Below are 26,694 nucleotides of genomic sequence, written 5' to 3'. Positions count from 1 at the left end.
ACATCGCAGTGCCCAACGACTTCGAGAAGGTGCAGTTAACACACCACCCCTGCTCGGGATGGGAGGCCATGGAACGGGCCGCCTCACGGTCGGCGGAGTCGGCGGTGGGGCAGACGGGCTGGTGCTGGCACATGTGAAGTCCTGGTTCGACAGGAGGGACAGAAAGGGTGAGAGAGCCGGGCTCGCAGGCGGGCCGACGGCGGAAAGGGGCGGTTGTCTCGTCCGGGCGGGAACGCGCTGTCTCCGGTCCGGCGGGAGCGCCGTGGGCGGCGAGGCACGTAGCGCGTTCACGCGGCACCCGCCCCGGCCCCGCCCGCGGTGACGGACTGCCGGCCGTACGCGCCCGTGCGGTGCTCGGAGTCCGGGGCCGTGCTGGTGACGACCGCCCAGCCGGCGGCGGTGACTTCCACCAGGCCGCGCGCCGCCAGGTCCGCGAGCGCCAGGTCGACGTGCTCATTTGGAACCCGAAGCCGCGTCGCCATGGAGAGCCGGCCGACCCGGACGCTCTGAGGCAGGTCGCCGCTGCGGATCCGTCGCTCGATCTCGGCGGCCACCGACCCGACCGAGGGACACTGCGGCAAGGTCTGCCGGAGTGCCAGCAGCATGTCCCGGGCGTTGCCGACCAGGACGCACAGGTCCGTGTAGTTCTTGGTGCCGGACCGCTCGGGCGGCGTCAGCACAGAGATCCAGGCGTCCCAGCGCGCTCGGTCCGCGGGGGAGTCGGTGCGGTCGCGCCGGGACCGCGCCAGTCCCAGCCACGGCCCGGTCGCCGCCCAGACGCGATGGTGCGCCCCCGCGATGGCCTCCGCGGTCCAGACGCGGCGGGCGGTCACCCGACGCAGGGAGGAGAGGTCTTTCTTCAGAATGGTCGCCGTCTGTACGACGCCGGGGTCCGCCGGCCGGCGGAGCGGGAGAAGGGACACGGTTGCCGATGAGAATGTGCAGCGCGCGCTCGACGGCGTCGGGGTATTCCGCCCACGTCCACCCGCCCCGGCGCCTCGCCAACGGGGGCGGCGAGCTCGGGGGAGGTGTTGGTCACGGCTCTGCCCGCGCTCGTCCGGCGGTACGCCCAGTCCGCGAGCAGCCCCGGGTCCCGCCGCTCCACCAGCGCCGCCCGCAGCCGGTCCGCCAGCCGGTCCCGCAACCGTACGACCCCGGGGGCGAGCGACCCCGGAAGCAGCGGACCGGTGTACTCCCGTGCCGCGGCCGACACCGCACCCGACGCCAACCGCCGGTCCACCACGGCGAAGTCCGCCTCCACCGCTCCCGCGAGCCGGTACGGACGCGAGCGCAGCACATCCGGCCCGAGCAGCGACCGCAGCCGGGACAGCTCGGCCCGCAACGTCACCGGCGCCGCCGCCTCGTCCTCGTATAGCAACGTCAGGAGCTCGTCGCCGCCCACCCCCTCCGGGCGGTGCGCCAGAACCACCAGGACCTCGCTGTGCCGACGGCTCAGCCGCGTCCGCCGCCCGTCCACGGACAGCACCGCCTCGTCCCGGCCGAGCGCCGCGAGCCGCAGCCCGGACGGGCGCGGCGCGGGTCCGAGCAGCGCGAGCTGCGACTCCGCCGCCCGCGCCACCGCCTGCACGAAACCCAGGCTGTGCGGATGCGCCAGCGGCTCACCGCCCGTGATGTCGACCGCCCCGAGCACCCGCCCGCTGTGCGGGTCGTGCACCGGCGCCGCCGCGCACGTCCACGCCCGCACCGGCCGCCGGAAGTGCTCGGCCGCCACCACCTGCACCGGCCGGTCCACGGCGAGCGCCGTCCCCGGCGCGTTCGTCCCCGCCGCCGACTCCGACCAGCGGGCCCCGGCCACGAAGTTCACCCGGCTCGCCTTCCGCAGCGTCCCCGCGTGCCCCTCCACCCACAGCATCCGCCCGGCGGCGTCGCACACCGCGAGGAGGTGCTCCCCGTCCGTCGCGTACGCCCCCATCAGCTCGCGGATCACCGGCATCGCCGCCGCCAGCGGATGACCGTCCCGGTGCCGCGCGAGCTCCTCGTCGTCCAGCTCGACCGGCGGAGCGCCCTCCCGGCTCACCCTCGCCCGTACGGAACGCCGCCACGAGGCCGCGACGAGCGGCCGCAGCGGAGGCGGGTCGTTCCTGGTGTCCGCCGTCGTCCCGCCCCGCGCGCCCGCCACCCACGCCTCGCTCAACCCGGCCTCCCCATCGAGGTGCGCCCGCACCGCGGGCCCGTCGTCCGGCACATCGTCGTGCGTGGGCCGACCCCCGACAAGCGCCCGGTCGACCCGGCATATGCGCCGTGTCCGGGACCGGCCCCCTCCGCCCTCCGGCCGCTCACGTAGAGTGGAGCCCGGGCCGTGACTGGCGCTTGAGGTGGATCACCACCGGGGAGCGGCCCGGACGGACCGCACCCGACCGGCGCGGCCGTGCCGCTGCCGTGCGCCTGGGCGAACCACCTGTCACCGACGACGCCCAGGAGACGCCATGTCCACCAGCACCGCCACCCTCATGGACGGCACCGCCCTCGCCCGCCGCACGGGCGAGGAGACCGCCGAGCGCGCCGCCGAGATCACCCGCCGCACCGGCGTCACCCCCTGTCTCGCGACCGTCCTGGTCGGCGAGGACCCGGCCTCCGTGACGTACGTGAAGATGAAGCAGAATCGCTGCGCGAAGGCCGGAATCCGCTCCAAGCACGTCGAGCTCCCCGCCTCCACCACGACCGAGGAGCTCGTCGCCGCGATCTCCGCGCTCTCCGAGGACCCCGAGGTCCACGGCATCCTGCTCCAGCACCCCGTCGGCCCCCACATCGACGAGCGCGCCGCCTTCGAGGCCATCGCGCCGGAGAAGGACGTCGACGGCGTCACCATGGCCTCCTTCGCCGCCATGGGCTTCGGCCTCCCCGGCTTCGTCTCCTGCACGCCCGGCGGCATCATGCGCCTCCTCGACGCGTACGACGTCGAGCTCAGCGGCAAGCGGGCCGTCGTCGTCGGCCGCAGCGCGATCCTCGGCAAGCCGGCCGGCCTGCTCCTCCTCGGCCGCGACGCCACCGTCACCTACTGCCACTCGCGCACCAAGGACCTCTCCTCCGTCGTCCGCGAGGCCGACATCCTCGTGGCGGCCGTCGGCAAGCCCGAGTTCATCAAGGGCGAGGACATCAAGCCCGGCGCCGTCGTCATCGACGCCGGCTACAACCCGGGCAACGTCGGCGACGTCGACTTCGCCTCCGCCGCCGAGCGCGCCTCCCTCATCACCCCCGTCCCCGGCGGCGTCGGCCCGATGACGATCGCCGTCCTCCTCGCCCAGACCGTCGAGGCCGCCGAGCGCCAGCTCGGCCTGTAGGACGCGTCGCCCCGCAGGGCCCGGCCGGGCTCGTCCCGGCCGGCCCCGCGTGCGAGCACCACGGGGAGGGGCTTCGACGCGGAGGGATCTTTTCCGGCCATGACGGACATCACCGACGCTTCATGGTCACGATTCCGTACAGGCCGCGCCCACAGCCCCCTGATCGCTCGCCTCACGGCCTCGGACAAGCAACCCTGGTGATCGTGCCGTATCAGCCGTCCGACTTTCCGCAGCAGGACCGCCGGTCGGGCGCGCCCTCTGCCGGAGGTTTTGCGCCAAAACCGACCGCGCCACAACCGGCCGAGCAGCCCGCCGCGACGGCCTGGTCACGTGTCGTACGGGTCGGGGCGCCGCGCCCGGGACCCGCGGCGCTGCGCGCGCGATGGCTCGGCGTCCCGCTCGTCCCCCTGCTCGTCGCCGCCCTCGTCGTGGGCGGTGTCACGGCCATCGGCGGAGGCGAGAACTCCGACGCGCTCGCCACCGGGCGGCCGGGAGACGAGTCGCTGACGGGACCGTCGCCGGTCGTCACGGACCACCAGCACCTCCCGGTACCGCGCGAACCGGGGGCCGCCGCGCCCGCGGAGTCCGCCGCGCCCACGGGCTCCGCCACGATCCCGACGGCCGACACGCCCACGGAGCCCGCCGCGCCGACGGACGCCCCCGAGACCGACACGCCGACGGACGCCCGTACCGCGCCGTCCAGGCCCCCCGCCCCGCCCGCCACGGCGACGACCCGAACGCCCCGTCCCACCCGAACCCCCGCTCCGGGCCTCGCCGGAGAGCGGCCCGTCTCCTTCGAGGCGCTGAGGGTCGGCCAGTGCTTCGACATCGACCGCGCCGCGCCGGGTACGGCACTCCGGCGCGCCTGCGACACGCCGCACCAGGCCGAGATGGTCGCCCGGCCGCGCCTGACGGGCGAGTACCCCGACGACCGGACGATCCAGGCGGCGGCCACGGCGCTCTGCCGCGTGCCGCTCCGGGAGAAGGCCGCCCAGCAGCCCGCCGGCACCCACTGGACGACCTTCGTGCAGTTCCCCTACCGCACCAGCTATCTCCTCGGAGCGGACACCGTGGCCTGCAGCCTGGTCGCCCCCGCCGCCGAAGGCGGCACACTCACCGGCCGCCTCCGCTAGGGACGTCGGCACTCGCCGTACGGTCCGCGTCTGCCGTACGGTCCGCGTCTGCCGTACGGGTCGCGCCCGCCGTACCGTAGGCACGTGCCCCGCTACCCGCCTCCGCCGGCCCGGCCGCCGGCGCCAGGGCCACAGCCAGGGCCGCCGCCGGATCGCGGTCCGCCGGACCCGCGGGCGACCAGCGGGCACCCGCCTTGCGGTACGGCCACCAGCGGCCGTCCGCGCCGAGCCGCAGCTGCGCCTCCGCGCCCACCACCGTCCACCGGGCCCCGGCGCCGCGCCGCAGCACCGGCCGTTCGCCGTCCTCCCAGGCCTCCGCGAGCCGCGCCGCCGCACGGGCGAGCGCCTCGGCGTCCGGCGTCCACTCCTCCTCCAGTACGGCGAGGGCCTCGGCGCCACCCACGCGCCACGCGCGCGTGGCGAGGTCCAGCTCCGCCCGAGACCTGCCCGACCCGGTCGCGAGCCGCGTCGCGATCCAGGACTCGGGGAAGCCCGCCGCGAGCCGCACCGCGTCCTGAGCGCGCGTCAGCGGGCCCACCCCCAGGACGGCACGCGCGTCTCCGCCCGCCGCCGCGCCGCCCGCCGCCGCGCCGAGCATCCGCCGCGCCCGTACCGCCGCGTCCCGCGCCAGGAACTCCAGCGCCGTCGGATCGACCCCCGGTTCCGGATCCGTCTCCGTGTCCAGGGACGGCGGCTCGCCCGGCACGGCCGGAGCCACCGGGGGAGCGGGCAGCGGCGGCAGGATGTCCCGCGCCGCGTACGCCTCCGCCGCCGACACGCCCGGGAACCCGTCGGCGCCCACCGCGTCGGCCGCCTCCGGCACGCCGCCCTGCGACGGCGCGGACGCCCGGCGCGCGCTGCGCGCCTGGAGCTCGTCGAGCACGGCCCGCTCGCCCCGCCCCCGCATCAGGAGCAGCACGAACGGGTCCTCGTCGAGGAGCCGCGCCACCTGGTAGCAGAGCGCCGAGGTGTGCGGGCAGTGGTCCCACGCCTCGCACGTGCACTCCGGCTCCAGGTCGCCGATCCCCGGCAGCAGGTCGAGCCCCGCCTCCGCCGCGTCCTCCACCAGGTGCGGCGGCATCTCCCGGTCCAGGAGCGCCGCGATGTGCCCCGCGCTGTCGACGGCCAGGTCGAGCAGCCGCTCCCACTCCTCCTCCGCGAACTCCCGCACCAGCACGTCCGCGCGGTACGCCGTCCCGTCCCGGTCCTTGACGAGCGCCGTGATCCGGCCCGGGCGCACCGACACGGCTCCCACGGCCCCCGCGCGCGCGTGCCGCCGACCGGCCTTCAGCTGCTGGCCGTCGAGCGCCGAGTCCTCGAGGGCCTTGAGCCAGGCCCGGCCCCACCAGGTCCTGGCGAAGGCCGAGCCCTGCGTCGGCGGCAGCGCCGCGAACGTCCGCTCCTCGCTCCCGTACGCGCCCGCCTCAGCGCCTCCGTACCCGTCCACGGCCTCGCCCCCGCCCTCGTATGCCTCGTCGTCGCCGCTCATCGTCCGTCCCCTCGCAGCCGTACGAGCTCCGCCAGCTCGGCGTCCGTCAGTTCGGTCAGCTCCGGCGGGGTGTCCCCGCCCGTCCCGAGCACCGCGTCGGCCAGCTCCCGCTTGCGGTCGAGCATGGCCGCGATCCGGTCCTCGATCGTGCCCTCCGCGATCAGCCGGTGCACCTGGACCGGCCGGTCCTGCCCGATCCGGTACGCCCGGTCGGTGGCCTGTGCCTCCACGGCCGGGTTCCACCACCGGTCGTAGTGCACGACGTGCTCGGCGCGGGTGAGGTTGAGCCCCGTCCCCGCCGCCTTCAGCGACAGCAGGAAGACGGGCACCTCGCCGTCCTGGAAACGCGCCACCATCGCCTCGCGTTCGGCGACGGGCGTGCCGCCGTGCAGGAACTGCGCCCGGATGCCGCGCGCCGCGAGATGCGTCTCCAGGAGCCGCGCCATGCCCACGTACTGGGTGAAGACCAGGGTGCTCGCGCCCTCGGCGAGGATCGTGTCGAGGAGCTCGTCGAGCAGCTCCAGCTTGCCCGAGCGACCCTCGATCCTCGGACGGTCCTCCTTGAGGTACTGGGCGGGATGGTTGCAGATCTGCTTGAGCGCGGTGAGGAGCTTGACGACGAGCCCGCGCCGCTCCATGCCGTCGGCGTCGGCGATCGCCTCCATGATCTCTCGCACCACGGCCTCGTAGAGCCCGGCCTGTTCCGGCGTCAGCGAGACCGTCCGGTCGGTCTCGGTCTTGGGCGGCAGCTCGGGCGCGATGCCCGGGTCCGACTTGCGCCGCCGCAGCAGGAACGGGCGGACCAGCGCCCCGAGCCGCTCGGCCGCGGCCGGGTCCGTCCGGCCCTCGGCGGCGGAGGCGTACCGCCTGCGGAAGGCGCCGAGGGTGCCGAGCAGACCCGGCGTCGTCCAGTCCAGGATCGCCCACAGCTCGGACAGGTTGTTCTCCACCGGCGTGCCGGACAGCGCCACGCGCGCGCGTGCCCCGATCGTCCGCAGCGCACGCGCCGTCGCCGAGTACGGGTTCTTCACGTGCTGCGCCTCGTCGGCGACGAGCAGGCCCCAGTCCCGGGCGGCGAGCCGCTCGGCGTCGAGGCGCATGGTGCCGTACGTGGTGAGGACGACGCCGCCGTCGACGAGGTCGTCGAGTTCGCGCGTGGCGCCGTGGAAGCGGCGCACCGGGGTGCCGGGCGCGAACTTCTCGATCTCCCGCTGCCAGTTGCCCATGAGCGAGGTCGGGCAGACGACGAGCGTCGGCCCGGCCGTCGCCGGCTCGGTCTGCCGGTGCAGGTGCAGGGCGATGACGGTGATCGTCTTGCCGAGGCCCATGTCGTCGGCGAGGCAGCCGCCGAGACCGAGCGAGGTCATCCGGTGCAGCCAGTCGAGCCCGCGCAGCTGGTAGTCGCGCAGGGTCGCGGCGAGCGCGGCGGGCTGCGCGATCTCGGGGCGGCCGCCCTCGGGGTCGGCGATCCGCTCCCGGATCCGCTCCAGGGGACCGGCCGCCGTCACCTCGACCGCGGCCCCGTCGGCCTCCACCGTGCCGGTGAGGACGGCGGACAGCGCGTCGACGGGGGTGACCTTGGTGTCCTGCCGGGCACGCGCCCTCATCACCTCGGCCGGATCGACGAGCACCCAGCGGTCGCGCAGCCGGACGAGCGGCCGCCCGGCCTCCGCGAGCCGGTCGAGCTCGGCCCGCGTCAGCTCGTGGTCGCCCACCGCGAAACGCCAGTTGAACGCCAGGAGGGAGTCGGCGGAGAGGAAGGAAGGACCGGAGGAACGCCCGTCTCCGGCGGACTCCTCCCCCTCTCGCTCGTCCGCCGCGGAGAGGACGCGACCCTCCGCAGGTACGGGACCCTCCGTCGGTACGGGACCGATCACCGCGCGCGTGGTCAGCCGGTCGGCGAGCTCGCGGGGCCAGTGGACCTGCACGCCGGTCGCCGCGAGCGCGCGGGTCGCGGACCCCAGGAGTTCGGCGACCTCCTCGTCGGCGAGCTCCACGGTGTCGGGAACGGCCGCCGCGAGCAGCGGGGTCAGCGGCGGCCACGCGCGGGCGGCGCGCCGGAGGGCGAGAAGCGCGTCCATGCGCGCGCGGGGGCCGAAGGCCCCGGCCGTTGCCCCCGAACCCGCCCACACCTCGGCGGCATCGGCGACGAGCGTAGGGTCGGCGACGGAGTGGATCTGCAGAACGGCACGGAATCCGGGCTGTCCGGGGGAGCCGGGTTCGCCGGAGGATCCGGGCTCCCCTGCGGAGTCGTCACCCGTTTCGCCGGTAAGTCCCGTGACCTCGATGCGCAGCGACAGCCGTACGCCCGCGTCGTGCCCCGCCGCCACGTCGGCGGCCCACTCGCGCAGCTCCGGGATCGCCTGCGGCTCCTCGGCGGCGAACGCGGGCCCGCCGGCCGCCAGAGGCGCGGCGGGGGTACGGGGAAGGGTGTCCGCGACCGCGTCGGCGAACGCGCGCAGCAGCGCCTCGGGTTGCGGCAGCAGGGGAGACGACTCCCCCGCGGGAGAGGGCAGCGGTACGGCGTGCGCGCTCGGCGGCATCGATGCCGCCAGGGTCCGCAGCCGCTCCAGCTCCTCGGCCCCGAGCGGCCCGACCCGCCATGCGTCGAACTCCCCGGCGGTGAGTCCGGGCAGCAGCAGGCCCCGCGCGACGAAGTCGAGGGCGAGGAGGGACGCGGCGCCCCAGAAGGCGGTGGCCGGTGCGGCGGACGCGTCGAATCGCGCCCGCGCGAGCAGCGGCAGCGCCTCCCGTAGGGGAAGGGCGTGCGCGGGTACGGTCACGGGCTCGGGACTGTCCCCGTCGACGACGGTGAGCTCGCCGTTCGCGGGGGCGTCGGCCGGCAGGTCCTCGTCCCGCGGGGACCAGAAGGCGATCCGCCCCGCGCGCGGCGGATCGGAGGGAAGGAAGACGGCGGAGTGGAAGATGAGGTCGGGGGCGGGGGTTTGGGCGGGTTCGAGGGCCGAATCATGGGGTCCGTGCGACAGCGACAACGCATTCCTCAAACTTGACTACCTGGGGACCGAGTCGCCGAGAGTACCCCACGAGATCACGCCACGCGTTCGATTTCCGCGTGAGCCACGCCACTCCGCCGAGGGGCGCCCCCCGTCCCCCGGCACCCCAGATGGCGGGCGAAGAAGGACCCCACCCGTCGCCGTACCTCGGCGAGCCCCACGGCGGCGCCTCCGGAGCCGACCAGCGCGGCCCGCGCCGCCGCCGTCACGAGGCCGGCGGACCGGAGCTGCGGAACGAGCGTGCCGTAGTCGGTGAACGTCCAGTGGTTCGCGCCCGCGAGCAGCGCGCGCCGTCCCGGAACGCCCGCCCAGGAGGCCTCGATGCGGGCGGCACCCTCGAACCCGTCCGTACGGAACAGCAGAAGCGGCGTCCCGGAACCGACCGGCGCCGGGTACGGGTCGAGATCGAGATACCCCTCCAGATTCGCCACCGCCCCGACCCGGCGGCAGGCACCGGCCGCGTACACGACGGCCTCCGCACACGCGGCCGCGCTCCGGTCGGCGGGCATGGCGACGACGACCCGGACGGGCCGCTCGGTCACCCACCGGCGCACGGCCCTCGGCACCCTCGTCGTCGGCGCCGGGCATGGGCGCCGCACGGGGGTGGGCATGGGCACCGCACGGGGGTGGGGCTGTCCCCACCCCCGTCCCCCCGAACACCCCCAGGTCAGGACGGGTGGTGACGCCATGGCCCCGGTCGGTCACGGATCCGTAGGTTCTTCCCCAGGCGCCCACCGATCCCACCCGCCCGACAGAACCCGGAGCCCGCCATGTCCCAGGCCACCGTCCTGCCCCCGGCAGCCGTCCCCGCCGAGGCGCCTCCGCGACGCCGCGGCGGCAGCGAGTTCGCACCGCTCCTGCGGTCGGTACGGGACCAGGGGCTGCTCGAACACCGACCCGGCTGGTACGCCCGGGGCATCGTCGTCAACCTCCTCGGCATCGCCGCCGTCGTGGCGGGACTGGCCCTCGTCGGCCCCTCCTGGTGGGCGCTCCTCCTCGCCTTCCCGCTCGCGCTGCTCTCCGCCCGCGCCGCCTTCGTCGGCCACGACGCCGGGCACGCCCAGATCACCGCCGACCGCAGGGCGAGCCGTATCATCCAGCTCGTCCACGCCAACCTGCTCCTCGGCATGAGCCGCGAGTGGTGGAACGACAAGCACAACCGCCACCACGCCAACCCCAACCACCTGGACAAGGACCCGGACGTCGCCGCCGACATCCTCGTCTTCGCCGAGCACCAGACCGCCGGCCGCAAGGGCCTGCACGCCTTCCTCACCCGCCACCAGGCCTGGCTGTTCTTCCCGCTGACGACCCTCGAAGGCATCGCGCTCAAGGTGTACGGAGTCCGGTCGCTGCTCGCCCAGGACGGCCCCTTCCGCACCCGGCGCGAGCGCCTCGTCGAAGGCGCCCTGCTCCTGACCCACTTCGCCGGTTACGCGGCACTGCTCCTCACCCTCCTGAACCCGCTCCAGGCCCTCGTCTTCGCCCTGATCCACCAGATGGTCCTCGGCGTCCACCTCGGCATGGCCTTCGCCCCCAACCACAAGGGCATGGAGCGCCCCGACGAGCACGCCGACGGCGACAGCTGGGGCCACCTCCGCCGTCAGGTGCTCACCTCGCGGAACATCCGGGGCGGCGCCCTGACCGACTGGTTCCTCGGCGGCCTCAACTACCAGGTCGAGCACCACCTCTTCCCGAGCATGCCCCGCCCCCACCTGCGCCTCGCCCAGCCCGCCGTACGCGCGCACTGCGCGGCGCTCGGCATCACGTACACCGAGACCGGCTTCGTGGAGTCGTACCGCCAGGCCCTCGGGCACCTCCACGAGGTGGGCGAGCCCCTGCGCGCCGAGCACGCGCAGCACTCCGGGCCGGCGCAGCACGCCGAGCGCCCGCAGCACTCCGGGCACGCCGGGCACGTCGAGCGCGGGGAGCGTGCCGAGTAGGGTCGTGGACGATCACGCCCACCGGAAAAGGGGAGTTCCACGGCATGAGCGGCGAAGCCACGGCCCGGACGGCCACCGTCCAGACAGTCAGCAGCAACGGCACCTACAGCTTCACCAAGCCCAACCGCGAGACCATCACCCTCCTCGCGGGGCTCGGCGTCGAGGGCGACGTCCACGCGGGCGTCACGGTCAGGCACCGCTCCCGCGTCGCGGCGGACCCGACCCAGCCGAACCTGCGGCAGGTCCACCTCATCCACGCCGAGCTGTTCGACGAGGTCGCCGAAGCCGGATTCGACGTCCGCCCCGGCGACCTGGGCGAGAACGTCACCACCCGCGGCATCGACCTCCTCGGCCTGCCCACCGGCACCCTCCTCCACCTGGGGGCCGAGGCCGTCGTCGAGGTCACCGGGCTGCGCAACCCGTGCGCCCAGATCGACGGCTTCCGCCACGGCCTCCTGAAGCAGGTCGTCGGCCGCGACGAGCAGGGCGGGATCGTCCGCAAGGCGGGGATCATGGGCATCGTCCTCACCGGCGGCGAGGTCCGCCCCGGCGACACGATCAGGGCCGAACTGCCGGAAGGGCCGCACCGACCCCTCGAACGGGTCTGAGCACGGCCCTTCCACCGCTGCGGACTACTCCGCCAGGTCGCAGGAGTTGGCGAGGTCACCCTCCGCCGGCCGCGCGACGGTGCGGTCGGCGGGCGGACGCGTTCCGTCCTCGACCCAGCCGGTCAGCGCGTCGAACGCGGAGCGGTAGCAGGGCAGGATCGGCCGCAGCTCGTCCGGGTAGGAGTCGTACAGCCCGTCGGTGTGGGTCCCGTCCTGCACGGTGTAGTACCGGTGCAGCCCGCCCCGGCCCCGCGCGTCGATCATCCGGGCGTACACGTCGGAGTCGGTCGAGATCGGCAGCAGCGTGTCCAGGTCGCCGTGGAGCGTGATCAGCGGCTTCCCGATCCGCCCCGTCAGCGCGACCTTCGCGACCGCGCGGTGCACGGACGCCGGCCTGGACGCGTAGTCGTACGTGGCGTCCGAGGCGCACGCGGCGAAGATCTCCTCGACCGTGCGACCGGCCGTCGCACCCGGGCAGGCCGGGTCGTACCCCGGGTCGAACTCGGCCCGGAAGAGCTTCTGCGTCAGCCCCCAGTACGCCTTCTCGTGGTACGCCCAGAGGAAGCGCGAGCCCGGCGCGAATCCGGCCGCGATCAGGTCGTCGTCCGTGGCGAGACCGCGCGAGCGCGCCACCGTCACCGGCAGGCTCGTCAGCAGGTTGGGACCGTCCGTCGTCCACAGGACGCCCTCCCAGTCGACCCCGCCGTCGTACAGCTCCGGCCGGTTCTCCAGCTGCCAGCGCGTCAGGTAGCCGCCGTTGGAGATGCCGGTCATGTACGTCCGCTCGGGGGCGCTGCCGTACCGCTGCCGCACCGCCTTCTTCGCGGCGCGCGTCAGCTCGGTGACCCGGCGGTTCCACTCGGCGACCGCGTCGCCGGGCTCCTCGCCGTCGGTGAAGAAGTCGGGACCCGTGTTGCCCTTGTCCGTGGCGGCGTACGCGTACCCCTGGGCGAGGACCTGGTCGGAGATGAGCGTGTCCGTGGAGTACTGGCGCCGCGAGCCGGGGGCGCCGGTGACGACGAGCCCGCCGTTCCAGTCGTCGGGGAGCCGGATGACGAACTGGGCGTCGTGGGCCCAGCCGCGGGTGGCGTTGGACGTCGAGGTGTCGGGGAAGTAGCCGTCGATCTGGACGCCCGGCACGCCCGAGGGGTTGCGGGTCGCCTTCGACGACAGACCCGCCTGGTCGGCCATGTCGGTGTACGGGGTACCGGCGAGGCCCCTGGTGGTGAGGTCCGCCAGGCAGGCGGACTCCTGGTGCTCGGCGCCGGGAACGTGCAGCCGGTCCTGGCGCGCGCAGTGCGCCGGGAAGGGACCGGCGTCCGAGGCGGCCCCGGCGGTGCTCGCGGGAGCGAGGACGGTGACCCCGGTGAGGAGCGCGGTGATCAGGGGAACGCCTGGGAACAGGCGCATGTGGGCCTCCGGAGGGACGACGGATGGGGGTGCGGCGCCACATACTGCGGCGCACGGCCACCGCCGGACCATGGTGCGGAGCCACACCACGGACCTTCGTCCCATGTGGGAGACGTACGGGTTCGGTGGATGGGCGGCAGGGCGGCCCCGTCGGCCGCGGCAGCCAGGCGGACCCGTCGGTCAGGACGGGCGTACGGCCATGGCGTCGAGCGCTTCGAGCAGCGCGGGCAGCCGCGGGCCGGGGGCCACGGGCAGGACCTCGCGCGGCACGGCGTCGAGGAGGACGAAGGCCATGTCACCGGCCTTGGCCACGAGCGACCATCCGGGCCCGTCGGCCCGCAGGATCCCCGACCCGCCCTCCCCGCCGTTGTCGGCCCGCACCCGACCGACCGGCGGTGGCTCCTCCAGATAGGCGTGGAGTTCGTCGAGGACCTTGCGGACCCCGTCGTACGGATCCGATTCCGGTCCGGCGGGGGACTCGGGAGCGGGCCCCGAGGGCTCCACGGTCCGCCCGTCGTCGCTCACCTGCGCACGCCACGCGGCCCACTGGAGGCCCACCTCGTCCGCGCCGAGCCGCCGTTGGGCCGCTCCCCAGACGTCCCCGGTCGGCGGGGTGAGGGGTTCGGGATCGCCCTCCTCGGGCTCCGGGTCGTGCGGGGCGGGGACGCCGGGCGCCGAGGTGGCCACGGGCAGCGGCCAGCCCGGGAGCCCGGCCACGACCGTGCGCTCGTCGGGGGAGAGGTCGTAGGCCATCCCGCAGTCCCAGGAGGCGATCGCGACGGCGACGAGCGACACGTCGTCGGTGACGACGGTCCACCGCGCGCCGAGCCCGTCCTGACCGAAGAGCAGCCCGTACCCCGCCGCGGAGGGCAGCAGCCCGAGCGCTGCACAGGCCTCCGGGTAGTCGTCGCCGAGCACGCTCGGGAAGCGGGCGGGCGTCAACAGCGCCGCGGTGAGCACGAACAGCGCGTCGGCGGCCTCCTCGCCGCCCACGGCTTCGGCGATCGGTTCCGTCCCAGCCACGGCGGCCTCCCCATCTGGTAGTCGGCGCACCTTAACCAGTGAGTAACCTCCCCGTCGAGGGGGTCGGCGCCTCACCCCACGGGACCGTCACGGCGCTCCGCCCCGCCTCCCTCCTCCCGGAGGCCGAGCAGCGACCGGGCCACGGTGCCGGGGGACTCGCCGCGCTCGCGCGCGAGGGCGATGACGGCCCGGCAGGCCAGTTCGTTGATGCCGAAGGTGAGCTGGCCGGGGGAGACCCGGGTGACCGCCTCGTCGATGCGGTCCTGGTCGTCCTCGATGCAGGCGGTGACGTACGTCGCCGCCGCCTCGAAGAGGTTGTGCCCCTGCCGAGGACGGGGGCGTGCGTCGGGGTCGGCCGCCCTGCGGGCGGAGGGGAGGAGTCTGCGCAGCCGTTCCCGTACCTGTGCCATGGTCCGCCGCCTTTCCCGGGCACGACTGCCCGGCACTTCCACCGTAGACAGTGAAGTGCCGGGACAGAAGGGGGCGTTGGGGCCCCGGCCGCTACGACCGGCTACCCGCTCACGCGCGTGCGAAGACCGCCGTCAGGGTGTGGCCCTCCTCCTCGAAGGTGACGGCCGTCTCGCCCTGGGCACGCTCCTCGTCGCCGCCGTACGGTTCCCCGTCGAGCAGCCAGTCCACGAACACGTACCCCGGGTCCGGGGTCGCCGTCGCGATGACGGTGTCGCCGTCCGAGTAGGGGCCGTCCTGGGAGAGGGTGACGTTGCCGCTGCCGCCTTCGCACGCCAGCTCCAGGAGGTGGCGCTTCTGCTCGAAGACGGCCGTGAGCTCCATGTCCTCGGTGCCGACGTCGATGGCGACGGTGTCGTCGCCGCCGGCGTGCGAGCCGTCGACCTCCCAGCCCGCGAAGTCCCAGCCGGCGGCGGGAGTGGCCTGGTAGAGGAGGTCGGCGCCCTCCAGCTCGGCCCGCTTGGCGGGTGACTTCGTCACCTTTCCGCTGCCGCTCGTCTTCGTGGTGACGGTCGACGTCGGGGTCGTGCCCTTCTTGAAGAGGGCCACGAGGGTGTGGTCGCCGGCCGGGACGCGGAAGTTCGCCGCCCCGCCGCTGACGGCCTTGCCGTCGAGCTTCCAGCCGCTGAAGACGTACCCCTTCGCCGCGGTGGCCGAGTGGACGGTGCTCGTGCCCGGCACGTACGGCCCCGCGACGGCGGCCTGGACGGTGCCGGAGCCCGCCGGCGAGACCGAGGAGGTGACGGAGCACATCGCGTCGGAGGTCTTCGCCGCCCGGTAGCCCGCCACGGCCTTGCCCGTCTTGCTCAGGACGTCGGACGTGTCGGACTGGTCGGGCTTGCCGAGCGGGATGCCGATCGTCTCGCCGCGGTACTTCTGCTTCGGGTTGGTGAAACGGTTGATCCGGCTGCACACGCCCTTGGTCGCCTTGCGGCAGCTGGACTCGTACGCCATGAGCGAGGACCAGTCGCCCTTGGCGGGGAAGTAGCCGGTGGCGCCGTTCTCGGGCTGGACCGGCTGGGTGACGCGGTCGTGGTCGGCGCTCATGTTGTGGCCGATCTCGTGCCCCATCGAGTAGTTCGAGATCGCGCCCCGCCCGACGACGTTGTAGCCCCAGGAGGCCGTGGTGGGGCCGGGGTTCTCCGGGGTGTAGCCGAGGCCGCCGGCCGCCCGCCCGGCGGCGATGACCGAGACGACGTCGGCGCCCAGCCGGTCGCGGAGCGTCGGGACGTCGTCGGCGACGCCGTCGGTGGGCCGGGCGAGCGCGCTCAGCAGGGTGTTCGTCACGGCGTCGAGCGTGGCCGGTACGGTCACGAGCGTCGTGCCCACGAGGCGCAGCCGCACCTTGGTGCCGCTCGCGGCGAAGGCGTCGTTGGCGAGGGAGACGCCCTGCGCGGCGAGGGCCTTGATCTGGGTGTCGCCGCCCGCCTCGGTGCGGGCGCCCGGCGTGTACCCGACCAGGGTGTCGATGAGCGCGTACCCGGCGCCGCCCTTGCAGGCCGCCGCGGCCTTGGAGGCCGCCGCGACGAAGGCGGCGTCGGCCGCGGCCTGGTGGCCGGCCTGCAGGTCAGTTCGGTCGCCGGCCCGGTGGTCGGCCGAGGGGTCGGCGCTGTGGTCGGCCGGGTGGTCGGCACTGTGGTCGGCCCGCCGGGCCGCCTCCGCCGCGAGCGCGGCCTCGGGGGGCGCGCCGACCTCTTCCTCGTCCTCGTCGGTGAGGGGGGTGTGCTGAGCGATCGTCACGCGGCCCGGCCCGAGCGGCTCGATGGCGTAGAGGTCGCCGCCGAGCATGAACTGGGCGCTCAGGACCTCGTTGCCGGGCGTCTTGTCGCAGCCGCCGTCCAGGGTCAGGATCACGTGCTGGTCGCTGGTCTCGGCGACCGCACCGTGCCAGATGAGGGTCGTGCCGACGGTGGTCCGGGCCTGCTCGACGGCCTGGACGGTGAGGTCGCCGAACAGGGGAAACGTCACTTCACGCCCGTACTCGCTGCCGCAGACCGGCCCGAGCGCCGCGGGCAGGATCCGGGCCACGCGCGCGCGTACGTGCTGCGCGCCGAAGTCCTCGCCCTCGTCCGCCTTCGGGGCCCGGTCACGCGCGCGCGTACCGCCGTCCAGACCGGCGGCCCGAGCGCCCGCGCGCGGGTCGTTCCGCGCGGTGATCCGCTCGCCCGTGTCCGGGCTCAGCGCCCCCGCGGCCACGGCCGCGCGCACGCCCCGCTCCTGCGCGGCCGTCCCGGACGCGCCCGCTCCACCGCCGTCACGCGCCGGGGCGAAGCCGGTCACGGTCGTGACCCCCAGCACCACCGCGCCGAGGGCCACACCGCCCGTCCATCTGTAGCGGGCCATCTCTCTCCTCCTGTTTCCCGGGGCACTGGTTGCCGTGCGCCTGGTTCACCTGGTTCACCTGCAGGAACTGGAGGGAGAGTTCCTTGTGGGGATGATGTGATCACCCGATCGTCGAGAGAATCACTCTCGGCGACGGGGTGTCGGCGACGACTTTCCGCCGCATGGCGGTGTGCGGGGGTTCCGCGCTCACGCCTCGCGGACGGCGAGAGCCAGGTAGCGCGTGTCCTCGTCCACGTAACGGACGAGCCGCCAACCGCTCTCGGCGAGCACCGGCCGCAGGTTCGGCTCGGCACGCAGGTCGTCCGGGGTGATCCGACGGCCGTGACGGGCGGCCAGGGCGGCGCGGCCGATCGGGTGGAAGAGCGCGAGCCGGCCGCCCGGCCGGACGACCCGGGCGAGTTCGCGCAGATCGGCCACGGGGTCGGCGAGATGGGAGACGAGCCCCGCCCCGAAGACGGCGTCGAGCGCGCTGTCGCCCACCGGCAGCGCGCCGACGTCGGCGAGGAGAAGCGTCCCGCCGTCACGGCCCTGGCGTCCCGCCCGTACGGCCTCCGCCAGCATCTCCGGGGTGAGGTCCGCGCCGAGCACGGTGCCGGACGGGCCGACGGCGGCGCGGAGCGGCGGAAGGGCGCGCCCGGTGCCGCAGCCCGCGTCGAGCACCGCGTCGCCGGGACGCAGCCCGAGTTCGCTCACGGCGGCGGCGTACGCGGGTCCGTCGTCGGGGAACCTGCTGTCCCAGCCGGCCGCCCGGGCGCCGAAGAACTCTCGTACGTGTGTGGGGTCATCGCTCATGTGCCCATGATTCCGCACCCGATGGCGTGAACGTTGTGTGCCCACGTTCGAACTCGGTGTGATCGTTCGGGATCATCTCTCTGTCATATTCCATCAGCTTTCGAAATGCGCCCCGGGTGCGCCCCCCGATGCGCACTAGCGTCCCTGAGCCATGGGACACCTGGACCACGCCACCTTCGGCTGGCTGACACCCGCGCTGTCGTACGCGATGGCCTGCATCGGCGCCGCCCTCGGCCTGCGCTGCACCGTACGGGCGCTCGACGCCACCGGCCGGTCACGGCGGAACTGGCTGCTCACCGCCGCCTCCGCGATCGGAACCGGCATCTGGACGATGCACTTCGTGGCGATGCTCGGCTTCGGCGTGACCGGAACCGACATCCGCTACGACGTGCCGCTCACCATCCTCAGCCTCGTCGTCGCCATGGCCGTCGTCGGCATCGGCGTGTTCGCCGTCGGCTACGGCCGTGACCGGGTCCGTTCGCTCCTGGTCGGCGGACTGACCACGGGCGTCGGCGTCGCGAGCATGCACTACATGGGCATGGCGGCCCTCCGCCTGCACGGCGAGGTGCGGTACGACCCCCTGCTCGTCGCGCTGTCGGTCCTGATCGCCGTCGTCGCCGCGACCGCCGCCCTCTGGGCGGCCCTCAACATCCACGCCCCCGCCGCCGTCGCCTTCGCCTCGCTCGTCATGGGCGGGGCCGTCAGCAGCATGCACTACACCGGGATGCTCGCCGTCAGCGTCGACGTCGCACCCTCCGCCGCCGCCCTCCCGGGCGCCACCGTCATGCAGTTCATCTTCCCGCTCGCCGTCGGCCTCGGCTCCTACCTCTTCATCACCTCCGCCTTCGTCGCCCTCTCCCCGACGGCCGGCGAACGAGCCGCCTACGCCTCCGCCGAACGCCTCACCGAACCCGACGAACGCGCCGTGGACGTCGCACCGCCCGGCTTCCGCACCACCGAGACGGCCCGCCACTCCTGACCCGTACGCACCACCCGCACCACCCATCTGCCCCACGCACCGACCCGCACCCCCCCACCTGCCGCACGCACCACCCGCACCACCCATCTGCCCCACGCACCGACCCGCCCCCCCCCACCTGCCGCACGGCACCTACCGCACCCACCGCACCAGACGACAGACGCAGCCGGAACGAGGACGCCATGCGAACTCCCCGCAAGACCAAGGGCGCCGAGACGGCGGAACCGCCGCCGGCCGCCGCGCGCGGGCGACGCGCACACGCCGGTCCGCCCGCCGAGGAACCGGGCGCCCACGCCCCCGGGGACGCTCCGGCCACCGACCCCGACACCGAGATACCCACCCCGGCCGCACCCGGGACACCGGCCCGCGACACACGGCGGACATCCATCCGGGACACCCGGCGCGCCCCTGCCCACGACGCCCCCGGAGGATCCGTCCGGACGGCCGCCCCCGCACGCGCCGCCCGACTGCCGCGCCTCGGCCTGCGCCCCCGTACCGTCCGAGCCAAGATCGTCTCGCTCCTCATGGTCCCCGTCGTGTCGCTCCTCGCCCTGTGGGGATTCGCCACCGTCACCACCGCGCAGGACGTCGCGCGGCTCCGCCAGCTCCAGCGCGTCGACGCCGAGATCCGCGAACCGGTCACGGCCGCGATCACCGCCCTCCAGGCCGAACGCCGCGCCGCCGTACGCCAGGCCGCCGCCCCCGGCACCGCCCGCGCCGCCGAGCTCAAGGAGCGCATCCGGCGCACGGACACCGCCCTCGACCGCCTCCGCCTCGACGACCGGCACACCGTCGGCGACACCGGGGACCTGCCCGGCGAAGTCCCCGCCCGGGTCGGCGCCTTCCTCGACAAGGCCGAGAGCCTCGCCAAACTCCGTACCGCCGCCGTCGACGGCAGCGCCGACGGCGACCAGCTCTACGACGAGTACACCGCCGCCGTCTCCGCCGGATTCACCGTCGGGGGCGCCCTCACCGGCATCCAGGACAGCGAACTGGGCGCCGACGCGCGCGTGCTCCTCGAATTCGGCCGCGCGGTCGAGATGCTCTCCCGCGAGGACGCCCTCCTCGGCGCCGCCCACCTCACCGGAACCCTCCCCACCGAACGCGTCCGCGCCTTCTCCGGCGCCGTCGAGACCCGCCGCACGCTCATGGCCTCCGCCGTCGCCGACCTCCCGCCCGACGCGCGCGCCGCGTGGAACCGGCTCGCCGCCGGACGCGACCACGCCCGACTCGTGCGCGCCGAGGACGCCGTCCTCGCCGCCGCCTCCGGCCGCCCCGCCGCCCAGGCGGTGCCCTCCGCCGACTGGGAGGAGACCCTGACCGCCGTACGGGGCGGACTCACCGCCGTGGAGACCGAAGCCCGCACCGTCGCGGCCGACCGCGCCGATCCCTTCGCCGGCGGAGTGCTCAGCGTCGGCGGCGCCGCGGTCCTCCTCGGCCTCGCCGCCGTCGCCGCCTCCCTCGTCATCTCCGTCCGCATCGGCCGCGGCCTCGTCGTCGAACTCGTCAGCCTGCGCAACACCGCCCTCGGCATCGCCCGCCGCAAACTCCCCTCCGCCATGCGCAGGCTCCGCGCGGGCGAGGAGATCGACGTCCAGGCCGAGGCGCCCCCCGAGCCCGCCTCGCAGGACGAGATCGGCCAGGTCGGCGAAGCCCTCACGACCGTGCACCGCGCGGCCCTCTCCGCGGCCGTCGAACGCGCCGAACTCGCCTCCGGCATCTCCGGCGTCTTCGTCAACCTCGCCCGCCGCAGCCAGGTCCTCGTCCACCGCCAGCTCAACCTCCTCGACAGCATGGAGCGACGAGCCGACGACCCCAACGAACTCGGCGACCTCTTCCGCCTCGACCACCTCACCACCCGCATGCGACGACACGCCGAGAGCCTGATCATCCTCTCCGGCGCCGCCCCCGGCCGCGCCTGGCGCATGCCCGTCCCCCTCACCAACGTCGTCCGCGCCGCCGTCTCCGAAATCGAGGACTACGCGCGCGTGGAGGTGCGCCGGCTCCCGGAGACGGCCGTCGTCGGCGGCGCCGTCGCCGACCTCACCCACCTCCTCGCCGAACTCATCGAGAACGCCGCCCAGTTCTCCCCGCCCCACACCAAGGTCCGCGTCAGCGGCGAACCCGTCGGCAACGGATACGCCCTGGAGATCGAGGACCGCGGACTCGGCATGGGCAAGGAGTCCCTCGCCGAGGCCAACGCCCGCATCGAGCAGTCCGAGGCCCTCGACCTCTTCGACAGCGACCGGCTCGGCCTCTTCGTCGTCAGCCGCCTCTCCTCCCGCCACGACATCAAGGTCCACCTGCGGACCTCCCCGTACGGCGGAACGACGGCCGTCGTCCTCCTCCCGACCGACCTCCTCCAGGGCGCCCTGCCCCCCGGCCGCGGCGAGGGCCCCGAGGGCGCCCGGCCCGGCACACCGGCCGGGGCCACCACTCCGCAGCGGGACCCGGCTGCCCCCGGCCAGGCCCGTGACCCCCGCACGGGCGGCGGGCACACCGGCGACGGACGCCCCAGCGGTACGGCGGCAGCCGCCGCACGTGCCGCGCGCGAACACGAGGAGGCGCAGCGCGCCGAGGCCCGCCGCTTCGGCCGCCCCCAGGGACCGCGCAAGACGCCGTCGACGCCCACCCTCCCCCTCGGACCGGCCCCGGCCGGCCGCGGTACCCCACCACGACAGCCCGGCCGGCCGCAGCCCGTGAGCGGACCCCCGCCCGCGGACCGCGCGCACCGCCCCGCCGCGCCGCAGCCCCTGACGCGGCCGACGCCGGTCCCCGCCCTCGCGTCGCGCCCGGAACCGGGCCCTCCGCCCGCCGAGGTCACGGCCATACGGCAACGCGGCCCCGTACCGCCGGCCCCGACCCCGGCCTCGACGCCGACCCCGGCCCCCGCACCGGTCGCGGGCCCCGCACCCGTACCCGTACCCGTACCCGTACAGGCTCCGCCCCCGGCCGGACCGCCCGCACGGAGTCCGTACGGAGACGGCCCCGGAGCACCGGGCGGGGACGGACTCGGCGACCTCGACGGCGACCTCCCGCGCCGCGTACGGCAGGCGAGCCTCGTGCCACAGCTGCGCGAAGCACCCGCCCCGGCACCCGCGCCCGCTCCCACGACGCTCGGCACGGACGCGCGTACCCCGGAACGGGTACGCGACCGGATGGCGGCGTACCGCGACGGCTGGCAGCGCGGCGGCGGTCCCGCCCCCGGCAGCAGACGCCCCCTCGGCACCGGCTTCGACACCGACCCCCGACAGACACCCCACCAGACCCAGGTCCAGGCCCCGTTCCAGACCCCGCCCCCGCACACGACGCCCCCGCACGCGCCCGTGCACCCCGACCCGTACCCCGCCCCGCACCTCGAAGGAGACGACGCATGATCGACCACGAGAGGCTCACCCCCCACCGCTCCGGCGAACTCGACTGGCTCCTCGACGACCTCGTCATGCGCGTCCGCGAGGTCCGGCACACCGTGGTGCTCTCCAACGACGGACTCGCCGTCGGCTCCTCCAGCGGACTCAGCCGCGAGGACGCCGAACACCTCGCCGCCATCGCCTCCGGATTCCACAGCCTCGCCAAGGGCGCCGGACGCCAGTTCCAGACCGGGGGCGTCCGCCAGACGATGGTCGAGATGGACGACGGCTTCCTCTTCGTCGCCGCGGCGGGCGACGGCTCCTGCCTCGCCGTCCTCAGCTCGGTCAGCGCCGACATCGGCCTCATCGCCTACGAGATGGCCCGCCTCGTCAAGCGCGTCGGCGAGCACCTCCACACCCCGCCGCGGCTCACCGTCACACCGCCTGCCGCCGGCTGACCCGGAGACCCCCATGAACGAGGACAGCACCGGCGGCGGCCCGCCCGCACCGGGCAGTCACTGGTACGACGCCGAAGCCGGCCCGCTCGTACGGCCCTACGCGATGACCGGCGGCCGGACCCGGCCCGGCCCCAGCAACGTACGGTTCGACCTCATCGCCCTCGTCGTCGTCGACGACGACCCGCCGGGGCCCGCCGAGGAATCCCTCCTCGGCCCCGAACACCGCTCCCTGCTCGCCCTCTGCCGCGCCGAGACGCAGTCGGTGGCCGAACTCGCCGCCGACGCCGACCTGCCCGTCGGAGTCGTCCGGGTCCTCCTCGGCGACCTCCTCGAATCGGGCTTCGTGCGCGTCAGCAGGCCCGTACCCCCCGCACAACTCCCCGACGAAAGAATCCTGAGGGAAGTCATCGATGGCCTACGAGCGCTCTGAGAACACCGGCGCACGCGAGGGAGCGGAACCCGCCGCCCTCGCCCTGAAGATCCTGGTCGCCGGAGGCTTCGGCGTCGGCAAGACCACGCTGGTCGGCGCCGTCAGCGAGATCCGGCCCCTGCGCACCGAGGAGCAGCTCAGCCGCGCCGGCGAACTCGTCGACGACACCGGCGGGGTCGCCCAGAAGACCACCACGACCGTCGCCATGGACTTCGGACGCATCACGATCCGCTCCGGACTCTCGCTCTACCTCTTCGGCACACCGGGGCAGGATCGTTTCTGGTTCCTCTGGGACGAGCTGTCGCAGGGGGCGCTCGGGGCCGTCGTACTCGCCGACACCCGCCGCCTGGAGGACTGCTTCCCGGCCGTCGACTACTTCGAACACCGCAAGATCCCCTTCGTCGTCGCCGTCAACTGCTTCACGGGCGCACGTACCTACGGCGCCGCCGACGTCTCGCGCGCCCTCGACCTCGACCGCGGCACACCCGTGGTGCTGTGCGACGCGCGCGACCGCGACTCCGGCAAGGAGGTCCTCATCCGGCTCGTCGAGTACGCCGGACGGATGCACACCGCCCGGCTCCTCGACAGCGTCGGCTGACCGGCCGCCGCCGACGTCACGACCGCCCGGGGAACGGACCGTACGGGCGCGCTGTCCCCGTGAGGTCCTTGCCCTGCCCACGACAGTGCGTAAGGCTTGCGCGGACACGTACGACCAAGGGGGAGGACCGCACATGGCGTTGGACAAGGAACTGGACTGGCTTCTCGACGACCTGACCCAGCGGGTCGGGTACATACGGCACGCGCTGGTGCTGTCGAACGACGGTCTGGTGACGGGCGCGAGCAGCGGCCTCGCCCGCGAGGACGCCGAGCACCTCGCCGCGGTCTCCTCGGGACTGCACAGCCTCGCCCGCGGCTCCGGGCGCCACTTCCGGGCCGGCAGGGCGCGGCAGACGATGGTCGAGTTCGACGAGGCGCTGCTCTTCGTGACGGCGGCGGGCGAAGGCAGCTGCCTCTGCGTTCTCAGCGCGGCCGAGGCGGACGTCGGCCAGGTCGCGTACGAGATGACGCTCCTGGTCAACCGGGTCGGCGAGCACCTCGGGGTGGCGGCCCGACTGCCCGGACAGGCGGGCGGCGACACGCTCTGACGGCGCGCCCGACCGGCGTCCGCGAGGGTCGTCCACAGGGCGTTGTCCACAACCTCCCCCGATGTCGTCACTCTGCGTTACGGTCTTTCTCGTCGGGTACATCACGTACGAGAGAACACGCGGGACGGACGGACGGGGAGGGCCGTGTCATGACGGTCGACGACAGCACGCGCACGGTGACGGCCACACGGGCGGCGGAGGAACTGCGCCTGCGGCGCGGAGAGTTCCGACTCGCCGTGCGCATGGGCTTCGTGAGGACGGTGCCGACAGGAGCCGGCGCGGGAGGGCCCAGGGGACCGGGGGAACGGCGGCGGGTCGAACGGGCGGAGATCGCACGCCTCACCTCCGCCCCCGACTTCCCGTCGGGACTGCGCGAGCGGGTCCGCGAGGTCGGTACGAGGGAGGCGGCCGCGCTGCTCGGAGTGGCCCCCGACCGGTTCACGCGACTCGCCAGGACAGGCCACCTCGCGCCGGTGCGGTTCTACCTGAACCGCTACCGGGCCGTCGTGTGGACCTACCTGGCTGCGGAGATCGGCGAGTTCGCCCTGACGCGACCGGCGCTGCTCGCCGGACACCTCCCGCTGGACGTGAGGGAGCGGCTGGCGGCCCAGGAGGACACGCGCGCCAGGAACTGGCGCATGCGCCGACTCGGCCTGCTGCTCCGGGCGGCCGAGGACGATCCCTGGTCGAGAGCGGCCGCCCTCGCCTCGATGCTGGACCCCGCCCACCTGGCCGAGCTCGTGCCCGACGCGTACGAACGGGCCCGTCTGGACCACCTGCGACCACCCCCCGAACCGGGCCTCCCGCTGTCGGGCGCCGCGAAGGAGATCGCCGACCGGCTCGCACGGGCGGAGGAGCCGGACGAGATCGCCTGGTACCGGTCGACCCTGACCCAGACCCTCGAAGAAGCGCGCACGACCGGGCAGGCCCCACACCCTGCCGCACCCTCACGCCCCACCACCCCGGACCCGACCCCAAGCCCGCCCCTCACACCCGCGGCCCCACGCCGCCCCCGCCTGCTCGACCGCATCCTGCGGCGAAAGACCCTGGGATCCCCTCGCGCAAGGAGAGGCCAACGGGCCGCGGCCTGGCCGTGACAGGGATGAGCTCGCGGACCAGCTCGTCGGCGTGCGACAAGCCCAGGCTCTGGGGAGGATGGCCCCATGCTGCTCGCCCGTGTCGCGGAGGTGTCCCGCGAGGTCGCCGCCACCTCGGCCCGCTCCCGCAAGACCGGCCTGCTGGCGGAGCTCTTCGCGGAGGCGGAGCCCGAGGAGAGCCCGCTCGTCATCGCCTATCTCTCGGGACGGCTCCCGCAGGGCCGCATCGGCGTCGGCTGGAGCGTCCTGAAGAACGTCGTGCCACCCGCCGTCCCCTCCGCCGAGGCACCGGGTCTCACCCTCGCGGACGTGGACACCGCCCTCTCGGGACTCGCGGCCGTCTCAGGCGCGGGATCGAGGGCGGAGCGGGACCGCAGGATCCGCGAGCTGTTCACGGCCGCCACCCGTGACGAGCAGGAGCTCCTGGTGCGACTGCTGTCGGGGGAGGTGCGACAGGGGGCACTCGACGCCGTCGCGCTGGAAGCCGTCGCGAAGGCGGCGGCCGTGCCCGCCACCGAGCTCCGGCGGGCGGTCATGCTCGAAGGATCCCTGCCTCCCGTCGCCCAGGCCGTACTGGCCCGGGGCGCCGCGGCGCTCGAGGCGTTCACCCTGCGGGTGGGCGGCCCGGTGCAGCCGATGCTGGCCCACACCGCGGCCTCCGTCACCGAGGCGATCGAGGCCCTCGGGCCCTGCGTCGTCGAGGAGAAGCTCGACGGCATCCGCATCCAGGTCCACCGCCTCGGCGACGAGATCCGGGTGTACACCCGGTCCCTCGACGACATCACCGACCGTCTCCCCGAGGTCGTCGCCACCGCCCGGGCGGTGCCCGCCGACGGATTCATCCTCGACGGCGAGGTGATCGCCCTCGACCCGGGGACGGGCCGGCCCGTCCCCTTCCAGTCCATCGCCGCCCGCGTCGGCTCCCGCACCGACGTCACCGGCGCCCGAGCCGCCCTGCCCCTGACCCCCGTCTTCTTCGACGTCCTCGCCGCCGACGGAGAGGAACTGATCGACCGGCCGGGACAGGACCGCCACACGGTCCTCGCCCGACTGCTCCCCGAACCCCAACGGGTCCGCCGCCACGTCGTCGCGGACCCGACCGACCCCACGAGCAGAGAGGAGGCAGAACGCTTCTTCACGGAGACGCTGGCCCGCGGCCACGAAGGCGTCCTGGTCAAGGCCCTGGACGCGCCCTACGTGGCCGGCCGCAGGGGACGCTCCTGGCTGAAGGTGAAGCCGGTCCACACCGTCGACCTCGTCGTCCTCGCCGTGGAACGCGGCCACGGACGCAGAACCGGCCTCCTCTCCAACCTCCACCTCGGCGCCCGATCCGCCGACGGCGGGTTCGTGATGGTGGGCAAGACGTTCAAGGGCCTGACGGACGAGGTCCTGCGCTGGCAGACCGAGCACCTCGGAGCCCTGGCGGTGTCGGACGACGGCTTCACCGTGCACGTACGTCCGGAGCTCGTCGTGGAGATCGCCTACGACGGCCTCCAACGCTCGACCCGCTACCCCGGCGGCATCACCCTGCGCTTCGCCCGCGTCCTCCGCTACCGCCCCGACAAGACGCCGGCACAAGCGGACACCCTCGATGCACTCAGAGGCGACGACGCCTGACACGGAACGGCGGGGAAGCGGCGGAGATCGGCGGGGAGCGGCGGCGCGCCACGGGGCGTGAGGCAACGAAGAAGGAGGGGGCCCTCTCTCTTCGGT

The 26,694-nt window shown here is 74.6% G+C and carries 22 protein-coding genes, 1 pseudogene and 1 riboswitch; of the genes and pseudogenes, 12 read left to right on the top strand and 11 right to left on the bottom strand.

Going from position 1 to position 26,694, the window contains the following annotated elements; genetic code table 11:
• Positions 1-31 precede the first annotated feature (31 nt).
• From AB0G79_RS11350 to AB0G79_RS11340, 3 genes and pseudogenes are all read right to left on the bottom strand, one after another.
• Positions 32-133: pseudogene (locus tag AB0G79_RS11350) on the bottom strand (DUF5999 family protein); the annotation flags it as partial.
• A 154-nt stretch (positions 134-287) separates the two neighbouring features.
• Positions 288-833, bottom strand: coding sequence for a hypothetical protein (locus AB0G79_RS11345; protein WP_360803820.1), 546 nt, complete (start codon positions 831-833; stop codon positions 288-290).
• Between the two features lie 26 nt (positions 834-859).
• Positions 860-2,140, bottom strand: a complete 1,281-nt coding sequence (locus AB0G79_RS11340) for a GAF domain-containing protein (RefSeq protein ID WP_360804293.1) — start codon at positions 2,138-2,140, stop codon at positions 860-862.
• Positions 2,141-2,310: 170 nt separating this feature from the next.
• Positions 2,311-2,419, top strand: a riboswitch (ZMP/ZTP riboswitch).
• Between the two features lie 28 nt (positions 2,420-2,447).
• On the opposite strand from AB0G79_RS11340, the gene AB0G79_RS11335 reads away from it, so the two are divergent.
• Positions 2,448-3,302, top strand: coding sequence for a bifunctional 5,10-methylenetetrahydrofolate dehydrogenase/5,10-methenyltetrahydrofolate cyclohydrolase (locus AB0G79_RS11335; protein WP_360803817.1), 855 nt, complete (start codon positions 2,448-2,450; stop codon positions 3,300-3,302).
• A gap of 203 nt (positions 3,303-3,505) precedes the next feature.
• The gene (locus AB0G79_RS11330; protein ID WP_360803814.1) at positions 3,506-4,435 is read left to right on the top strand and encodes a hypothetical protein; all 930 of its coding nucleotides are present in this window, start codon (positions 3,506-3,508) and stop codon (positions 4,433-4,435) included.
• On the opposite strand, the gene AB0G79_RS11325 is transcribed toward AB0G79_RS11330, so the two are convergent.
• The 3 genes from AB0G79_RS11325 to AB0G79_RS11315 form a co-directional block, all read right to left on the bottom strand.
• Positions 4,416-5,924 carry an SWF or SNF family helicase gene (locus tag AB0G79_RS11325; protein WP_360803811.1) on the bottom strand — a complete coding sequence of 503 codons (1,509 nt, stop codon included), beginning with the start codon at positions 5,922-5,924 and terminating at the stop codon, positions 4,416-4,418. The two genes, AB0G79_RS11330 and AB0G79_RS11325, sit on opposite strands and share 20 nt — an antisense overlap.
• A complete protein-coding gene (locus AB0G79_RS11320) occupies positions 5,921-8,851 on the bottom strand; it encodes a DEAD/DEAH box helicase (RefSeq protein WP_360804290.1) in 2,931 nt (976 codons plus the stop codon). The genes AB0G79_RS11325 and AB0G79_RS11320 overlap by 4 nt, the downstream gene beginning before the upstream one ends.
• Positions 8,852-8,973: 122 nt before the next feature.
• Positions 8,974-9,492 (bottom strand): hypothetical protein, encoded by a 519-nt coding sequence (locus AB0G79_RS11315; protein ID WP_360803808.1) that lies wholly within the window; start codon positions 9,490-9,492, stop codon positions 8,974-8,976.
• Between the two features lie 216 nt (positions 9,493-9,708).
• Between AB0G79_RS11315 and AB0G79_RS11310 the strand changes: the two genes are divergently transcribed.
• Together AB0G79_RS11310 and AB0G79_RS11305 are read left to right on the top strand one after the other, a co-directional pair.
• A complete protein-coding gene (locus tag AB0G79_RS11310) occupies positions 9,709-10,878 on the top strand; it encodes an acyl-CoA desaturase (RefSeq protein ID WP_360803805.1) in 1,170 nt (389 codons plus the stop codon).
• A gap of 44 nt (positions 10,879-10,922) precedes the next feature.
• Positions 10,923-11,486 carry an MOSC domain-containing protein gene (locus AB0G79_RS11305; RefSeq protein ID WP_360803802.1) on the top strand — a complete coding sequence of 188 codons (564 nt, stop codon included), beginning with the start codon at positions 10,923-10,925 and terminating at the stop codon, positions 11,484-11,486.
• Positions 11,487-11,510: 24 nt separating this feature from the next.
• Here AB0G79_RS11305 and AB0G79_RS11300 read toward each other — a convergent pair whose 3' ends face one another.
• The 5 genes from AB0G79_RS11300 to AB0G79_RS11280 all read right to left on the bottom strand — a co-directional run bounded on the left by AB0G79_RS11300 (position 11,511) and on the right by AB0G79_RS11280 (position 17,522).
• Positions 11,511-12,896, bottom strand: a complete 1,386-nt coding sequence (locus AB0G79_RS11300; protein WP_360803799.1) for a tannase/feruloyl esterase family alpha/beta hydrolase — start codon at positions 12,894-12,896, stop codon at positions 11,511-11,513.
• Positions 12,897-13,076: 180 nt separating this feature from the next.
• Entirely contained in the window at positions 13,077-13,919 is an 843-nt protein-coding gene (locus tag AB0G79_RS11295; RefSeq protein ID WP_360803796.1) for a hypothetical protein, read from the bottom strand.
• Between the two features lie 71 nt (positions 13,920-13,990).
• Complete coding sequence (locus tag AB0G79_RS11290) at positions 13,991-14,329, bottom strand: hypothetical protein (RefSeq protein WP_360803793.1); 339 nt, start codon at positions 14,327-14,329, stop codon at positions 13,991-13,993.
• Positions 14,330-14,438: 109 nt separating this feature from the next.
• The gene (locus AB0G79_RS11285) at positions 14,439-16,730 is read right to left on the bottom strand and encodes a M12 family metallo-peptidase (protein WP_360803790.1); all 2,292 of its coding nucleotides are present in this window, start codon (positions 16,728-16,730) and stop codon (positions 14,439-14,441) included.
• A gap of 186 nt (positions 16,731-16,916) precedes the next feature.
• A complete protein-coding gene (locus AB0G79_RS11280) occupies positions 16,917-17,522 on the bottom strand; it encodes a methyltransferase domain-containing protein (RefSeq protein WP_360803787.1) in 606 nt (201 codons plus the stop codon).
• A 151-nt stretch (positions 17,523-17,673) separates the two neighbouring features.
• On the opposite strand from AB0G79_RS11280, the gene AB0G79_RS11275 reads away from it, so the two are divergent.
• The 8 genes from AB0G79_RS11275 (at position 17,674) to AB0G79_RS11240 (ending at position 26,598) form a co-directional block, all read left to right on the top strand.
• Positions 17,674-18,501: an MHYT domain-containing protein gene (locus AB0G79_RS11275; RefSeq protein ID WP_360803784.1), complete on the top strand. Its 828-nt coding sequence runs from the start codon at positions 17,674-17,676 to the stop codon at positions 18,499-18,501.
• 182 nt (positions 18,502-18,683) lie between these two features.
• Complete coding sequence (locus tag AB0G79_RS11270) at positions 18,684-21,878, top strand: nitrate- and nitrite sensing domain-containing protein (protein WP_360803781.1); 3,195 nt, start codon at positions 18,684-18,686, stop codon at positions 21,876-21,878.
• Complete coding sequence (locus AB0G79_RS11265; RefSeq protein WP_360803778.1) at positions 21,875-22,309, top strand: roadblock/LC7 domain-containing protein; 435 nt, start codon at positions 21,875-21,877, stop codon at positions 22,307-22,309. Before AB0G79_RS11270 ends, AB0G79_RS11265 begins: the two co-directional genes overlap by 4 nt.
• Before the next feature lie 13 nt (positions 22,310-22,322).
• On the top strand, positions 22,323-22,739 hold the full coding sequence (locus AB0G79_RS11260) for a DUF742 domain-containing protein (RefSeq protein ID WP_360803775.1): 417 nt from the start codon (positions 22,323-22,325) through the stop codon (positions 22,737-22,739).
• A complete protein-coding gene (locus tag AB0G79_RS11255) occupies positions 22,720-23,337 on the top strand; it encodes an ATP/GTP-binding protein (protein WP_360803772.1) in 618 nt (205 codons plus the stop codon). The genes AB0G79_RS11260 and AB0G79_RS11255 overlap by 20 nt, the downstream gene beginning before the upstream one ends.
• 133 nt (positions 23,338-23,470) lie before the next feature.
• A complete protein-coding gene (locus AB0G79_RS11250; RefSeq protein ID WP_360803769.1) occupies positions 23,471-23,884 on the top strand; it encodes a roadblock/LC7 domain-containing protein in 414 nt (137 codons plus the stop codon).
• A gap of 149 nt (positions 23,885-24,033) precedes the next feature.
• The gene (locus AB0G79_RS11245) at positions 24,034-24,981 is read left to right on the top strand and encodes a DUF6397 family protein (protein ID WP_360803766.1); all 948 of its coding nucleotides are present in this window, start codon (positions 24,034-24,036) and stop codon (positions 24,979-24,981) included.
• Positions 24,982-25,047: 66 nt separating this feature from the next.
• Positions 25,048-26,598: an ATP-dependent DNA ligase gene (locus AB0G79_RS11240; protein WP_360803763.1), complete on the top strand. Its 1,551-nt coding sequence runs from the start codon at positions 25,048-25,050 to the stop codon at positions 26,596-26,598.
• Positions 26,599-26,694 lie beyond the last annotated feature (96 nt).

This window comes from Streptomyces sp. NPDC020807, assembly GCF_040641575.1.
In the GTDB taxonomy this organism is placed as follows: domain Bacteria; phylum Actinomycetota; class Actinomycetes; order Streptomycetales; family Streptomycetaceae; genus Streptomyces.
Note: the sequence above shows the minus strand (reverse complement) of the source record. Positions and strands in the feature narration are given on the sequence as shown.

Coding starts and splice junctions, on each gene's coding strand:
- AB0G79_RS11285 (WP_360803790.1), bottom strand. CDS start 16,730: ATGGCCCGCTACAGATGGACGGGCGGTGTGGCCCTCGGCGCGGTGGTG.
- AB0G79_RS11275 (WP_360803784.1), top strand. CDS start 17,674: ATGGGACACCTGGACCACGCCACCTTCGGCTGGCTGACACCCGCGCTG.
- AB0G79_RS11310 (WP_360803805.1), top strand. CDS start 9,709: ATGTCCCAGGCCACCGTCCTGCCCCCGGCAGCCGTCCCCGCCGAGGCG.
- AB0G79_RS11245 (WP_360803766.1), top strand. CDS start 24,034: ATGACGGTCGACGACAGCACGCGCACGGTGACGGCCACACGGGCGGCG.
- AB0G79_RS11250 (WP_360803769.1), top strand. CDS start 23,471: ATGGCGTTGGACAAGGAACTGGACTGGCTTCTCGACGACCTGACCCAG.
- AB0G79_RS11300 (WP_360803799.1), bottom strand. CDS start 12,896: ATGCGCCTGTTCCCAGGCGTTCCCCTGATCACCGCGCTCCTCACCGGG.
- AB0G79_RS11325 (WP_360803811.1), bottom strand. CDS start 5,924: ATGAGCGGCGACGACGAGGCATACGAGGGCGGGGGCGAGGCCGTGGAC.
- AB0G79_RS11255 (WP_360803772.1), top strand. CDS start 22,720: ATGGCCTACGAGCGCTCTGAGAACACCGGCGCACGCGAGGGAGCGGAA.
- AB0G79_RS11335 (WP_360803817.1), top strand. CDS start 2,448: ATGTCCACCAGCACCGCCACCCTCATGGACGGCACCGCCCTCGCCCGC.
- AB0G79_RS11290 (WP_360803793.1), bottom strand. CDS start 14,329: ATGGCACAGGTACGGGAACGGCTGCGCAGACTCCTCCCCTCCGCCCGC.
- AB0G79_RS11265 (WP_360803778.1), top strand. CDS start 21,875: ATGATCGACCACGAGAGGCTCACCCCCCACCGCTCCGGCGAACTCGAC.
- AB0G79_RS11270 (WP_360803781.1), top strand. CDS start 18,684: ATGCGAACTCCCCGCAAGACCAAGGGCGCCGAGACGGCGGAACCGCCG.
- AB0G79_RS11240 (WP_360803763.1), top strand. CDS start 25,048: ATGCTGCTCGCCCGTGTCGCGGAGGTGTCCCGCGAGGTCGCCGCCACC.
- AB0G79_RS11280 (WP_360803787.1), bottom strand. CDS start 17,522: ATGAGCGATGACCCCACACACGTACGAGAGTTCTTCGGCGCCCGGGCG.
- AB0G79_RS11260 (WP_360803775.1), top strand. CDS start 22,323: ATGAACGAGGACAGCACCGGCGGCGGCCCGCCCGCACCGGGCAGTCAC.
- AB0G79_RS11305 (WP_360803802.1), top strand. CDS start 10,923: ATGAGCGGCGAAGCCACGGCCCGGACGGCCACCGTCCAGACAGTCAGC.